Genomic DNA, 14,005 nt, shown 5'->3' with positions numbered 1-14,005 from the left:
GTCAAACTCCTTGTGCGCGTCGTGGCGGCACGGTCAACGTAAACGGTTGGAGACCAACCGATTCAGTGGGCGGGCCGGCGGCGGCCAGTCGCTGTGCCCGTTGGATGTCCTGCTCGGTACGCGCCGGAAGTGTTTGGCAGACGGCGGCGACGGCGGGTGCGTACGGGGATGCGGACTGCTGCAACGCCTCGCACAGCAGGTCGATGGGGGCCCGGTGCTCGACGAGCAGGCGCCGCCCCGCCGCCGGGTCGACGGTGGCGGCGAACTCGAGCACCACGGGCAGGTAGTCGGGGGCCTCACGCTCCGGCGGGTTGACGCCCGCCTCCCGGTAGGTGCGGGTGAATGCCAGCATGTGGTTGCCTCGGTTGCGGGTGTCTCCGGCCGTCCAGTACGTCAGGTACATCGTGGTGCGCCTTCGCATGTCGAACGTGTCGACATAGTCGACCTGCGCCTGCATCGGGTCCTTGGCGCGCAACGCCGCCACGGTGCCGGCGAGCAGATCTGCGGGTGCGGCGGAAAGATGCGCCAACAGCTCCTCGACGGTGGCCATCCGCTCGGCCTGCTGGTCGTCCGGATAGGTCAACAGCAAGGCGGCCGCCTGCCACACGAGGCGATGCTCGAGGGTGGATTCGCGTCTGCTCCTGAGCAGTTTCATCGATCCGCTCTCCGCTCGGGAAAGATGCCACTGGGCTCGCCGCGGCCGTCCCAGTTGAGCAGGTTGACCCGCGACGGGCGCGACTCGGTGACCGCGATGCCCTCACTGGTCTGCCGGTGGTGCAGCGCATGGAAGCTCTCCACCGCGACGGGCACCGGGGCACCGCTGGCCTCGCCGAACGGACCCGACTCGTACATGCCGGGGCCGCCCTCGAACGACAGTGAGCAACCGGGCTCTTCGAGCGCCTGAGCCTCCAGGGCGTGGGCATCGGCGACGTATGCGGTCGGAATGACGTAGCGCTCTTCGTATTTCGCGAGCGCAAGCAGGCGGTACATCTCGTACATCTGCTCCTCGGACATGCCGACCGCCTGGGGGATGTGCGGCTGGGTCTCGCGGCCCAGGTTGATGTCGCGCATGTAGGACCGCATCGCGGCAAGCCGTCGCAGCACACCTTCAACCACCGCGGTGTCCCCGGCCGTGAACAGCCCGGCGAGGTACTCGATCGGAATGCGCAGCGCCTCCAGCGCACCGAACAGGTTCCCGAGGGCCTCACCGTCATGGCCGTCGCGGGCGACCGCGTCGACCACCGGGGACAGCGGCGGGATGTACCAGACCATGGGCATCGTCCGGTATTCGGGATGCAGTGGCAGCGCAACCTGATAGCGGTGGATCAGCGCGTACACCGGCGAGCGCTGGGCGGCCTCGATCCACTCCTCGGAAATGCCCTCCGCGCGGGCGCCGGCGATGACGTCCGGGTCGTGCGGGTCCAGGATGATCGACTTCTGCGCTTCGTAGAGGTCGGTGTCCTTCTCTGTCGCCGCCGCCTCGAGCACCCGATCCACGTCGTAGAACACCAGGCCCAGATACCGCAACCGGCCCACACACGTCTCCGAGCACACCGTCGGCAACCCGACCTCGACGCGCGGGTAGCAGAACGTGCACTTCTCGGCCTTGCCGGTCTTGTGGTTGAAATACACCTTCTTGTAGGGACATCCGGACACGCACATCCGCCAGCCGCGGCAGCGGTCCTGGTCGACGAGCACGATGCCGTCCTCGGAGCGCTTGTAGAGCGCCCCGGACGGGCACGACGCGACGCACGAGGGGTTCAGGCAGTGCTCGCAGATCCGCGGCAGGTAGAACATGTACGTCTGCTCGAGTTCGAGGCGGACCTGTTCGTTGACCTTCTGCAGCACCGGATCTCCGGACAGGATCTCCGGTGAGCCGCCGAGGTTGTCGTCCCAGTTCGCCGACCACTCAACCTTCATCGGTTCGCCGCTGATCAGGCTCCGGGGTGGCGCCACCGGCATGTGCTCGCCCAACGGCGCATTCGTCAGGTTCTCGTAGTCGTAGGTCCACGGCTCGTAGTAGTCGTTGATGCTGGGCATCTTGGGGTTGGCGAAGATCCGCAACAGCTTGCTCAGCCGCCCGCCGTCGCGCAGCCTCAACCGTCCTCTGCGGTCGCGTATCCATCCGCCACGCCACCGCTCCTGATCCTCGTAGGTTCGCGGATAGCCTTGGCCGGGACGGGTTTCGACGTTGTTGAACCAGACGTACTCGGTACCGGGCCGATTGGTCCAGGCCTGTTTGCATGTCACCGAGCAGGTATGGCAGCCGATGCATTTGTCGAGGTTCATCACCATCGCCATCTGCGCCATGACTTTCATTGGTAGACCACCTTCTGGTTACGCCGCCGGACGACGGTCACCTCGTCGCGTTGGTTACCGGTCGGCCCGAGATAGTTGAACGCGAACGCCATCTGGGCGTATCCGCCTGCCAGATGGCTCGGCTTGATCAGCAGCCGGGTCAGTGAATTGTGGATACCGCCGCGCTTCCCGGTGGTCTCGCTGAGTGGCACGTCGATCACCCGCTCCTGCACGTGGTAGACGAACACCACGCCCTCGGGCATCCGGTGTGACACGATCGCGCGGCACACCAGCACGCCGTTGCGGTTCACCGCCTCGACCCAGTCGTTGTCGCGCACCGAGATCTTCGCCGCATCGGCCGGGCTCATCCACATCGTCGGCCCGCCGCGTGACAACGACAACATGAACAGGTTGTCCTGGTACTCCGAGTGGATCGACCACTTCGAATGCGGGGTCAGGTAGCGCACCGTCAGCGCCACACCGTCGCTCTCACCCACCGCGGACTCGCCGAACAATCGCGACATGTCCAGCGGCGGACGGTAAATCGGCAGCTGCTCACCGAGCTCTTCGAGCCAGTCGTGATCCAGATAGAAGTGCATCCGGCCGGTCAGCGTGTGAAACGGTTTGAGTTCCTCGATGTTGACGGTGAACGGCGCGTAGCGGCGCCCACCGGTTTCGCTGCCCGACCACTCCGGGCTGGTGATCACCGGAACCGGCCGCGCCTGGGTGTCGGCGAACGTGATGCGGCGCTCCTCGCTGCCGCCGGCCAGATGGACCAGTCGGCGCCCGGTCCGCCGCTCCAACTCGCGGAACCCCTCGACGGCCAACCGCCCGTTGCTGGTGCCCGAGAGCGTCAGGATCGCCTCGGCCATCCGTTCTGCGGTGTTGATCGCCGGTCGGCCTTCTGCGCGACCGGAGTTCATCACCCCGAACTTGGCCGCCAGTTCGTCGACCTCCTTGTCGGGTCGGACGGTCACACCCTTGGTGGTCAGCCCCAGCTTCTCGACGAGGGGCCCCAACGCCGCCCACTTCTCGGCGATCGCCGGATAGTCACGCTCGACGACGGCGATCGGGCCCATCGTCTTACCGGGTACCGGGGTGCTCCCGTCGGCGCGCCAATCTTTCTCGATGCCACCGGGATACGCCATCGCACCGGGAGTGTCGTGTTGCATCGCGCCGAGCACCACGTCGGACCGCACACCCAGATGCTTGGCCGCCAGCGCGCTGAACACCCGCGCGATCGCGCCGAAGGCCTCGAAGTCGGAATGGGTCTCCCACGGCGGGTCGACGGCGGGGTTGAACGCGTGAATGTACGGGTGCATGTCGGTGCTGGACAGGTCGTGCTTCTCGTACCACGTGGCCGCGGGCAGCACCACGTCGGACAGCAACGTCGTCGAGGTCATTCGGAAGTCGATCGACATCAACATGTCGAGTTTGCCCTCGGGGATGTCGTCGGTCCACGTTATGTCGTTGGGCCGCACGGCTTCCGGCGTCGGCTGGGCCTGGAGGTTCGAGTCGGTTCCCAGCAGATGACGCAGGAAGTACTCGTTGCCCTTACTCGACGACCCCAGCAGGTTGGCCCGCCAGACCGACAGCACCCGAGGCCAGTTCGCCGGGTTGTCCGGGTCCGTGACGGCCAGTTTGAGCTCACCTTGCGCGAGCTTCTCGGTGACATAGGTGGAGATGTCCTGACCGGCGGCGCGGGCCTCGTCGGCGACGTCGAGGCTCGAACGGTCGAACTGCGGATAGAACGGGCTCCAGCCCATCGCGGTCGACGCGGCGAGCACATCCATGGTGTGCCGGTCCCGGAACCGGCCGCGGCCCAGCGGGCTCGACAGCGCATCGGCACGATAGCCGTCGTAACGCCACTGATCGGTGTGGACGTACCAGTACGACGTGCCCGGCATCTGTCGCGGTGGCCGCGCCCAGTCGGTGCCCATGGCCAGCGCCGACCATCCCGTCACCGGGCGGCACTTCTCCTGTCCGACATAGTGCGCCCAGCCGCCGCCGTTGCGCCCCATCGCGCCGGTGAGCAACACCAGCGCCAGCACCGCCCGGTAGGTGGCGTCGCCGTGGAACCACTGGCATATGCCGGCACCCATGATGATCATCGACCGGCCACCGGATTCCTCGGCGTTGCGGGCGAATTCGGTGGCGATCCGAATGGCCTGTGAGGCAGCCACGCCGGTGATCGACTCCTGCCAGGCGGGGGTGTACGGCTTGGGATCGTCGTAGCCGGCGGGCCAGTCGCCGGGTAGGTCCGGCCGGGCCACGCCGTAGTGGGCCAGCATGAGGTCGAACACCGTGCACACCAGGTGTTCGCCGACCCGTCGCACCGGCACGCCGCGGCTCAGCGTCTCGCCGTGGCCGTCGAACGTGTCGAATCGCGGCAACACCACCTCGGCCGTCTCACCGCCCTCGGTGAACAGCACCGTCAACGCCGGTACGAGATCGCCCAGTTCGAGGTTCCACTTGGTGACGCCGTCGTCGCCGAAACGGAATCCCAACGAGCCGTGCGGTACGGCGACGGAGTCGGTGGCCGCGTCGAGGAATACCGGTTTGAAGGCCGCGTTCTCCTGTGCCGCGGCTTGGCCGCCGAGGTCGGCCGCGGTCAGGTTCTTACCGGGGACGAGCCTGCCGTCGCGCTCCTCGAGCTTGACCAGGAACGGCAGATCGGTGAACTTGCGGACATAGTCGACGAAGAACGGAACACGCTGTTTGACAAAGAATTCCGAGAGCACCACGTGGCCCATCGCCATGGCCAACGCACCGTCGGTGCCCGCCGCGCACGGCATCCACTCGTCGGCGAACTTGGTGTTGTCGGCGTAGTCGGGGCTGACGCTGACGACCTTCGTACCGCGGTATCGCACCTCGGTCATCCAGTGCGCGTCCGGCGTGCGGGTGACCGGCACGTTGGAACCCCACATCATCAGATACGAGGCATCCCACCAGTCACCGGATTCCGGTACGTCGGTCTGATCGCCGAAGACCTGCGGTGAGGCCACCGGAAGGTCGGCGTACCAGTCGTAGAAGGACGTCATCACGCCACCGAGCAGCTCGATGAACCGCGACCCTGCCGCGAAGGAGACCATCGACATCGCGGGGATGGGGGAGAACCCCGCGATCCGGTCGGGCCCGTACTGCTTGATCGCATGCACGTGGGCCGCGGCGACCATCTCGGTCGCCTCGGCCCAACTGACCCGCACCAGACCGCCTTTGCCCCTTGCCTGTTGGTAGCGTCGGCGGCGTTCGGGGTCGTTCTGGATGTCGGCCCACGCGAACACCGGATCCGATACACGCGACTTCGCCTCGCGGTACATCGCGACGAGTTCGCCGCGCGCGTACGGGTAGCGCACCCGCGTCGGCGAATAGGTGTACCAGGAGAACGCCGCGCCGCGCGGACAGCCACGCGGCTCGTACTCCGGCCGGTCCGGCCCCACCGAGGGGTAATCGGTCTCCTGGGTTTCCCAGGTGATGATGCCGTCCTTGACGTAGATCTTCCACGAGCACGAGCCGGTGCAGTTCACGCCGTGCGTCGAGCGGACCACCTTGTCGTGGCTCCACCGATCGCGATAGAAGATGTCACCTTCGCGGCCGCCGCGACGGTGGATGGTCCGCCCGTCGTCGGAAGCCTCACCGGGAGTGAAGAACCGGCCACTGCGCTCGAGCAGTTCTTCGATCGGGCCGCCGATGTGGGGCGGAGTGATCGTCACCGTGTGGCCTCCTTCGGTTGCGGCTCATGAGCGTGCAGCCGCAGTGCGGTGTAAGCGAACGCGATCAACGCGGTCACCACGAGCAGGATCAGTCCGACCGAGTAGTCGTTCTCGACCGCGTCGTAGGTCGAGCCCATCACCAGCGGCGGGAAGTAACCACCCAAACCCCCTGCGGCCGAGACGATTCCGGTGATCGAACCCACGGACTTGGCGGGTGACCGGCGAGCCACCCAGGCGAACACGCCGCCGGTGCCGACACCGAGGAACACCGCCAGCGCGATGAAGGTGGCGGCCGACCACACATCCGGCGGCGGTTGCAGCATGGCGATCAATGCCATCAGCGCGGTGCCGGCGAAGGAGGTCAGTACGACGTACTTCGGCGCGATGCGGTCGGCCAGCGCCCCGCCGACAGGACGTGCGAGGACGGCGGCCAGCGCGAAGCCTGCCGTTCGCGCGCCGGCGTCGACGGCCGAGAAGTGGTAGATCGTCTTGATGTAGGTGGGCAGATAGTTGCTGAACGCCACGAACCCACCGAACACGATCGCGTAGAGGAATGACATCTCCCAGGTGACGCGAAGTTTGGCCGCTGCCTTCAGCTTCGGCATCACCCGGTCGGTGTTGGGCGTGAAGGTCGGTGAATCCCGCATCAACAGCAGGCACAGCGCCGCGGTGATCGCCAACGCGACCGCGATGATCACGTGGGTGGGGAAGAGCCCGAACCAGCCCACGAACCGGGGTGTGAAGAACGCCGAGAGCGCGGTGCCCACCATCCCCATCCCGAAGACCCCGGTCGCGAATCCGCGCCGCGACGGGTCGTACCAGTTGTTGGCGAACGGAATCCCGACAGCGAAGATCGTGCCCGCGATGCCCAGGAAGAAGCCGCACACCAGCAGCATCGGATACGACCCTGCCGATCCCGCGGCGCCGACCGCCAGCACCGGCACGATCGAGATCAGGGAGATCGCGATGAACAAGGCCCGCCCACCGAACCGGTCGGTCAGCGAACCCACGACGATCCGCCCCAGCGCGCCCACCAGAATCGGTGTGGCCACCAGCATCGAAGCCTCGGAACTGCTCAGCGACAAATCGCCCGCGTACGTGGTCGACAGCGGGCCGATCATGTTCCATGCCCAGAAGTTGATGGCCGAGACCCAGGTGGCCAGCGCTAAGTTGATGCCCCGCCGCGCGCCGGTGTGCGGCGTAGTCGCCGTACTCACTCGTCCAGACAACCACGTGTCAAAGGCATCCGCGTGGCTTTCGAGTAAAGCGCTGCTACAAGATGTAGTACAGACCGCGCGGTTGTCGGTCTAGGCGCGAATTCTCCTGCGGCGCTTGGTCGGGTCGTGCTGTCCGGCGAGCGTCAACCCGAGGATCGACATGACGACACCAAGACCGAACCACATCCAGTCGAACGCGCTGGCCACGATGTATCCGTAGACCAACAGCGCGAAGTAGGCCAGCCCGGCGCCCAGGAAGTAGGCCCGAGCGGCCGCGTATGTTCGCGCCATCACCAGGCCCAGTGCGCCGATGACCAGGTTGACGACGTTGCCCAGTCCGGACACCGAGATCATGCCGAGCAGGGTGGCCCCGGATCGGTGGTCGGCCCAAGCCAGCCTGTCGTAATCCTGGGTCACGCCCGGGATGAAGCCGAGGGCGCCGAGAAGAATCAGGGCGACGCCGGCGATCAGCGCGGCCCCCTGCACGGCCATGTACTTCGGTGTCCTTGCCATGCCTCACCTCCGTCCGAACGTTATTGACGGACTCGCAGGTGATACCCGCCGGGCGTGGACGCTAACCGGCGCAGGCGGCGCGGACGCTTACCGGGTGTTGCGGTTCAACGGGGTGTTGGCGTCGATTACCCGCCGCGACAACAGCACACCCAGCGCGATCATGCCGACCCCGAGTAGCAGATGAAGCCAGTTGTCGGCGGTGTTCAACGGCACGAAGTTCGCCGCGCTGTCATGGTCGATGACCAGGCCGTACACGAAGAGCAACAGGTAGATGACGCCGCCGCCGATCAGGTAGATGCGGGCCGCGTCGAACGTGCGCGCCATCAAGACGCCTGCCACACCGAACAGCAGGTGCACGAGGTTGTGCAGGATCGAGACGTTGAAGATCCCGAGCAGCATGGCTCCGGAGTGGTGCCCGGCGAACGTCATCGTGTCGTAGTTCGTCGTGATCCCCGGGATGAACCCCAGGATGCCGACCAGCAGGAACACTGCGCCGACGGCGAGTGCTGCCTTCTGCACGGGGGCGGCGTAGCGCGTCGCGGCCGATCGGCCCGGCGGATGACTGCTGACCATCGTCGTTTCCTTTCGTCGAGGTCAGCGATGGCTACCCGGCGAAAATCGATGCAAACGTGGTTTGGCGATCCCGTCGCAACAGGACATGCGACTCAGGTCTGTGAGCGAACCTGAGCCGATTCCGTGCGGCCCGAGCTTTACTGCTTGACGGCCTATTTCTTGATGTAGCAGTTCGGCGCGTTGCCGCAGTGATGACCTTGATCGCACTTGTGGCAGTGGCAGGTACAGCCGCTCTTGGCCTTGACCGCAGATGTACGCATCGCGAATCAACTCCTTCGTCGTGAGCCGGCCCGCGTCGGGCGGGCACGGACTCAACACCGAATATAGGCCGATACGAGCGGCGTTGGAGCGGCTCAGTTCTCCAGAATCGGCTTGAGCGCTTCGATCACCGCGGGGTCTTCGATCGTGGACGGCAACGGCTCCTCACGGCCGTGGGCGATGCCCCGCATCGTCTTGCGCAGGATCTTCCCCGAGCGGGTCTTCGGCAACGCGGGTACGACGTCGACGAGCTTGAAACACGCTACGGCGCCGATGTCTTCGCGCACCAGTCGGATCAGTTCCTCGGCGAGCGCGTCGGCCGAGGCGCCCGACTTGAGCACCACGAAGCCGCGCGGCACCTGCCCTTTGATCTCGTCGCGGACACCGATCACGGCGCACTCCGCGACCGCCGGGTGAGTGGCCAGCACGGCCTCGATGGATCCCGTCGACAACCGGTGTCCTGCGACGTTGATGACGTCGTCGATACGGCCCATCACGAACAGGTAGCCGTCTTCGTCGAGGTAGCCACCGTCTCCGGTGAGGTAGTAGCCGGGATGCTCCGACAGGTAGGCGGCCTTGTACCGGTCGTCGTCGCCCCACAGGGTGGGCAGGGTGCCCGGCGGCAGCGGTAGCCGGATGCAGATGTCGCCTTCCTCGTTGGCCGCGCAGGGTGAGCCGTCGACGTGCAGGATCTCCACGTCGTAGCCGGGCATGGGAACGGTCGGGGATCCGGGTTTGATCGGCATGGGTTCAAAACCCATCGGATTGGCGGCGATCGCCCACCCGGTTTCCGTCTGCCACCAGTGGTCGACCACGGGAATGCCGAGTTTGCGCGCCGACCACTCGTAGGTGTCCGGGTCGAGTCGCTCGCCGGCCTGGAACAGGTACTTCATCTTCGACAGGTCGTAGCGGCCGATGTACTCGCCGTCGGGGTCCTCCTTGCGAATCGCGCGCACCGCCGTCGGCGCGGTGAACAATGCCTTGACCCCGTGTTCGGACGCGACCCGCCAGAACGCACCGGGGTCCGGTGTGCCGATCGGCTTGCCTTCGTAGAGCACCGTCGTGGCGCCCAGCAGCAGCGGCCCGTACACGATGTAGGAGTGCCCGACCACCCAGCCGACATCGGATGCGGCCCAGAACACTTCGCCCGGCGCGATGTCGTAGATGTTGCGCATGCTCCAAAGCAGCGCCACGGCATGTCCGCCGTTGTCGCGCACGATGCCTTTGGGCTTACCCGTGGTCCCGGATGTGTACAGCACGTACAGCGGATCGGTTGCGGCGACCGGCACGGGGTCGACGGGCGCCGCGACCGCGACGTCCTCCCAATCGAGGTCGCGGTCGGGAGCCAGTTCGCAGAGCTGTCGGTCGCGTTGCACGATGACGCAGTTGCGCGGCGGGTGCTCGGACATCTCGAGTGCGGCGTCCAGCATCGGTTTGTAGGCGACGGTGCGGGACGGTTCGATACCGCAGGACGCGGAGACGACGACCTTGGGTTGCGCGTCGTCGATGCGCGCCGCGAGCTCATGTGCGGCGAACCCGCCGAACACGACCGAGTGGATCGCCCCCAGGCGCGCACACGCCAGCATGGCGATCACCGCCTCCGGGATCATCGGCATGTAGATCACCACACGGTCGCCCTTTTCGACTCCGAGACCGCGCAGCCCACCGGCGAATTTCGCTGTCGCATCGCGTAATTCACCGAAGGTGTACGTGCGCTGTGTCCCGGTGACCGGTGAGTCGTAGATCAGCGCCGGTTGATCGCCTCGGCCGTCGTCGACATGTCTGTCGAGCGCGTTGAAACAGGTGTTCAGCTCGCCGTCGGCGAACCACCGGTAGAACGGCGGGTTGGAGTCGTCGAGGATCTTCTTCGGTTCGCGGGTCCACGTCACCGCGCGTGCGGCCTGGGCCCAGAAGCCTTGTGGATCAGCGATGCTGGCGTCGAACAGCGCTCGGTAACCGGCCATACCGGCACGGTAGCGCGACGGCAGTTCCTATAGTCGCGTTATGGCTTCTGCTCCTCCACCGATCGAAGGAGCGCGTCGTTCTCACGTCACCGCCCGCGGTGTGCGCTTCCACGTCACCGAGGCCGGCCCCACCGATGGGCGCCCGGTACTGGCCCTGCACGGCTGGCCGCAGCATCACTGGGAATACCGTGACCTGCTCGCCGACCCGCCGGCGGGATTCCGGATCATCGCGCCCGACCTGCCGGGTTACGGTTGGTCCGGGCCGCCGCCGCACCGGTGGGCCAAGGAGGATGTCGCCTCGGACGTGCTCGCGCTCATGGATGAGCTGGGCCTCGATCGCGTGCTGCTGCTGGCTCACGACTGGGGCGCCTTCGTCGGGTATCTGATGATCTTGCGAGCACCGGAGCGATTCGACGGCCTCCTGGCCTGCAATATGGCCTACCCGTGGTTGTCGACGCGCCACGTGTTGCCCCGGTTGTGGCGCTTCGCCTACCAGATCCCGATCGCGACGGCCGGTGTGCTGGTACAGCGCCGCACGCCGTTCATCGAGTCGATGATCTTCGGCATCGGCTCGAAAATGTCGGCGGCCGACGTCCGCGTCTTCGCGGATCGGTTCCGTGACCCGGTGTGCGCCAGGGCCGCGCGTGACACATACCGGACCTTCCTCACCAAAGAACTACTGGGCAGCGCGCGAAACCCTGAGACGCGACGGGCGACGGTACCGATCCGCGCGCTGTTCGGACTCGGCGATGCGGCTGTGCACCCGTCGTGGGTGGCAGCCGAAACCGCCAACGCCGACGACTATCGACTGGAGACGGTCGACGCCAGTCACTTCATCGTCGACGAGCGACCCGATCTGGTGCGCGCGGCGCTGATCGCCCTGGCCGAGGAGACCGCCTAGTTCGGTGCGGCGGACAGGTCGATCTCGACGGTCAAACCACCGCCGGGGGTGTCGGACGCCGAGATCGTGCCGCCCATCGCCTCGACGAATCCCGAGGCGACCGACAGGCCGAGCCCGATGCCGATCGAGTCGTCGTCGCCGAGCCGCTGGAACGGGGCGAACGCCTGCTGTTCGCTGCCGCGCGGGATCCCTGGGCCCTCGTCGACGACGGCGATGAGCACCCGGTCGCCCACCTGGCCCGCGGTCACCCGCACCAGGCTGCCGTCGGCGTAGCGCAGCGAGTTGTCGATCAGGTTGGCCAGCACGCGCTCGAGCAGTTCACTGTCGGCCAGGGCCGCGTCACAGTCGATCTCGACCTTCACCCGTTCAGTGCCCGGTCGGGTGATTTCGTCTGTGTCGGCGCGGATCCCGAGCAGCGCACGTTGGACGACCTGTTCCAGTTCGACGCGAGCCATCTGCGGTCGGACCGCGCCGGCGGCCAGGCGCGCCGAGTCCAGCAGGTTGGCCACCAGCGTGGTCAGCTGATCGACCGACTCCTCCACCGTGGCCAGGAGTTCGGCGGTGTCGTCGCCGGAGAAGTCGACATCGCTGTCGCGGATCCGGGAGGTGGCCGCCCTGGCGGCGGCCAGCGGGGTGCGCAGGTCGTGGCTGACCGCCGTGAGCAGCGCGTGCTGCAGTTTGTCGGCTTGACCGACGACTTCGGCCTTGTTCGCCTCGGCCAGTTCACGTTGCCTGACCAGGTTGACGGCCTGTTTACCCACGCCGCTGAGGACGCGGCGGTCACGCGTCGTCAGCGCCGGCCCGGACAGCAGCATCCAGTACTCGTCGTCTCCGATCTCGACCGGAGTGTCGGCGTCGTCGACGTCGGCGCACGGGTCGGTGCCGGCGTGGGCGAGCACTTCGCCGGTCTGGCTTCGAACGATGCTCACCGCGCGCTGGGAGTACGTTTCGCGGACCCGCTCCAGCAGGCTGTCGAGGTCCGTGTCGTTGAGCACACCGTCGGCGAACAGCGCCAGCAGCGTGGCTTCCTGATTGGCTCGCCGCGCTTCTCTTGCCCGTCTCGAGGTCCGATCGACGAGCGTGGCGACGGCGACGGAGACCACCAGCATCACCACCGTCGCCATGAAGCCGTCGCTGTCGTGAACGGAGAACGCGTTCGCCGGAGCCACCAGGAAGTAGGTGATCAGCGCTCCGGACAGGACGGCGGCCGTGACGGCCGGGGCGAGCCCGCCGAGCAGTGCCGTACCGAGCACCCCGATGAAGAACAGCGCGCCCGGACCACCGATGCGTAGGAACCGCTCGGGCAGCAGCAATGTCAGCGCGCAGACCGCGATCGGAATCGCGACAGCGGCAAGCCAGGACGTGAGCCGGCGCTGTCGTGGCGAGAGCCCGGACCACGAGATGCCGGTGTTGGCCTGGTCGTGGCTGACCATGTGCACGTCCAGACCACCGGCCTGCTGGATGACGGCCTCGCTGATGCCCTCGTCGAACATGCGCGAGAGCCGCGAACGTCGCGATGTTCCGACCACCAACTGCGTCGCGTTGATGTCGTGCGCGTAGGCGATCAAAGTGGAGGCGACGTCGTCGCCGACCACGGTGTGCATGGTGGCGCCCAAGCTGGCCGCCAGGTCACGCACGGCCTTCTTCTGCTGATCGGAGATGGCCGTCAGACCACCGCCGTCGACGATGTGCACCACTCGCAGGTCGGCCCCCGAACGGGAGGCGATTCGCGACGCCCGTCGCACCAGGACCTCGGACTCGGGGCCGCCCGTCACCCCGACCACCACGCGTTCGCGGGGCGCCCACCGGTCGCTGATCTTCTTGTCGGAGCGGTACTTGGCCAGCGCCGCGTCAACCTGGTCGGCGAGCCACAGTAGGGTCAATTGCCTTAGGGCCGTGAGGTTTTCGGGACGGAAGTAATTCGACAACGCGGCGTCGACTCGCTCCGGCGGATACACGTTCCCGTGAGCGAGGCGGCGCCGCAACGCTTCCGGTGTGATGTCGACCAACTCGATCTGGTCGGCGGCGCGCACCACCTCGTCGGGAATGCGGTCGGGTTCCTCGACTCCGGTGATTTGGGTGGCGAGGTCGGAGACGCTCTCGAGGTTTTGAATGTTGACGGTCGTGATCACCGTGATGCCGGCGTTGAGCAGTTCCTCCACGTCCTGCCAACGCTTCTTGTTCTTGCTTCCCGGGGCGTTGGTGTGGGCGAAGTCGTCGACGAGCACGACCTTGGGCCGCCGCTGCATGATCGCGGGGACGTCGATCTCCTGGTATTGGACGCCTGGTCGGCCCTGGTTCTCGACGACGCGCGCAGGTATCACCTCGATGCCCGCCAGCTGCTGTCCGACCTTGCGTCGACCGTGTGTGTCGACCACGGCGGCAACCACGTCGGTTCCTCGCTCGAGGCGGCGATGCGCCTCGGCGAGCATCGAGTAGGTCTTGCCGACACCGGGCGCCGCGCCGAGGTAGACGCGCAGGTCCCCGGTCTTTCGTCCCAGTATGCCCATCCCCACTTAATTTACGTTGTGTAGGGCGTGGCTCAAACCCTTCTCGGCACTCCTGCTT

At 66.6% G+C, this 14,005-nt stretch carries 9 protein-coding genes; 1 reads left to right on the top strand and 8 read right to left on the bottom strand.

Features of this window, described 5'->3' with window-relative positions; all coding sequences use genetic code 11:
* Position 1 precedes the first annotated feature (1 nt).
* The 7 genes from narJ to AU072_RS01150 all read right to left on the bottom strand — a co-directional run bounded on the left by narJ (position 2) and on the right by AU072_RS01150 (position 10,536).
* Entirely contained in the window at positions 2-655 is a 654-nt protein-coding gene (gene narJ / locus AU072_RS01180; protein ID WP_064412032.1) for a nitrate reductase molybdenum cofactor assembly chaperone, read from the bottom strand.
* A complete protein-coding gene (narH, locus tag AU072_RS01175; RefSeq protein ID WP_064412031.1) occupies positions 652-2,319 on the bottom strand; it encodes a nitrate reductase subunit beta in 1,668 nt (555 codons plus the stop codon). The genes narJ and narH overlap by 4 nt, the downstream gene beginning before the upstream one ends.
* Positions 2,316-6,005 (bottom strand): nitrate reductase subunit alpha, encoded by a 3,690-nt coding sequence (locus AU072_RS01170; RefSeq protein WP_120270945.1) that lies wholly within the window; start codon positions 6,003-6,005, stop codon positions 2,316-2,318. The genes narH and AU072_RS01170 overlap by 4 nt, the downstream gene beginning before the upstream one ends.
* Positions 6,006-6,007: 2 nt before the next feature.
* Positions 6,008-7,228 carry a nitrate/nitrite transporter gene (locus tag AU072_RS01165; RefSeq protein ID WP_064412029.1) on the bottom strand — a complete coding sequence of 407 codons (1,221 nt, stop codon included), beginning with the start codon at positions 7,226-7,228 and terminating at the stop codon, positions 6,008-6,010.
* A gap of 90 nt (positions 7,229-7,318) precedes the next feature.
* Complete coding sequence (locus AU072_RS01160) at positions 7,319-7,741, bottom strand: DUF4383 domain-containing protein (RefSeq protein WP_064412028.1); 423 nt, start codon at positions 7,739-7,741, stop codon at positions 7,319-7,321.
* Between the two features lie 87 nt (positions 7,742-7,828).
* Positions 7,829-8,314 carry a DUF4383 domain-containing protein gene (locus tag AU072_RS01155; protein ID WP_064412027.1) on the bottom strand — a complete coding sequence of 162 codons (486 nt, stop codon included), beginning with the start codon at positions 8,312-8,314 and terminating at the stop codon, positions 7,829-7,831.
* Between the two features lie 353 nt (positions 8,315-8,667).
* Positions 8,668-10,536, bottom strand: a complete 1,869-nt coding sequence (locus AU072_RS01150; protein WP_064412026.1) for a propionyl-CoA synthetase — start codon at positions 10,534-10,536, stop codon at positions 8,668-8,670.
* 40 nt (positions 10,537-10,576) lie between these two features.
* Here AU072_RS01150 and AU072_RS01145 point away from each other — a divergent pair, with 40 nt between their 5' ends.
* Positions 10,577-11,437 carry an alpha/beta fold hydrolase gene (locus tag AU072_RS01145; RefSeq protein ID WP_064412025.1) on the top strand — a complete coding sequence of 287 codons (861 nt, stop codon included), beginning with the start codon at positions 10,577-10,579 and terminating at the stop codon, positions 11,435-11,437.
* Here the strand turns inward: AU072_RS01145 and AU072_RS01140 are convergent.
* Complete coding sequence (locus AU072_RS01140) at positions 11,434-13,947, bottom strand: sensor histidine kinase (RefSeq protein WP_064412024.1); 2,514 nt, start codon at positions 13,945-13,947, stop codon at positions 11,434-11,436. The genes AU072_RS01145 and AU072_RS01140 overlap by 4 nt on opposite strands.
* Positions 13,948-14,005: the final 58 nt, after the last annotated feature.

Source organism: Mycolicibacterium novocastrense (assembly GCF_001499835.1).
In the GTDB taxonomy this organism is placed as follows: Bacteria; Actinomycetota; Actinomycetes; order Mycobacteriales; family Mycobacteriaceae; genus Mycobacterium; species Mycobacterium novocastrense.
The sequence above is the reverse complement of the archived record's forward strand: the minus strand, read 5'-3'. Positions and strand labels throughout refer to the sequence as shown.

Coding starts and splice junctions, on each gene's coding strand:
- narJ (WP_064412032.1), bottom strand. CDS start 655: ATGAAACTGCTCAGGAGCAGACGCGAATCCACCCTCGAGCATCGCCTC.
- narH (WP_064412031.1), bottom strand. CDS start 2,319: ATGAAAGTCATGGCGCAGATGGCGATGGTGATGAACCTCGACAAATGC.
- AU072_RS01160 (WP_064412028.1), bottom strand. CDS start 7,741: ATGGCAAGGACACCGAAGTACATGGCCGTGCAGGGGGCCGCGCTGATC.
- AU072_RS01155 (WP_064412027.1), bottom strand. CDS start 8,314: ATGGTCAGCAGTCATCCGCCGGGCCGATCGGCCGCGACGCGCTACGCC.
- AU072_RS01150 (WP_064412026.1), bottom strand. CDS start 10,536: ATGGCCGGTTACCGAGCGCTGTTCGACGCCAGCATCGCTGATCCACAA.
- AU072_RS01145 (WP_064412025.1), top strand. CDS start 10,577: ATGGCTTCTGCTCCTCCACCGATCGAAGGAGCGCGTCGTTCTCACGTC.
- AU072_RS01140 (WP_064412024.1), bottom strand. CDS start 13,947: ATGGGCATACTGGGACGAAAGACCGGGGACCTGCGCGTCTACCTCGGC.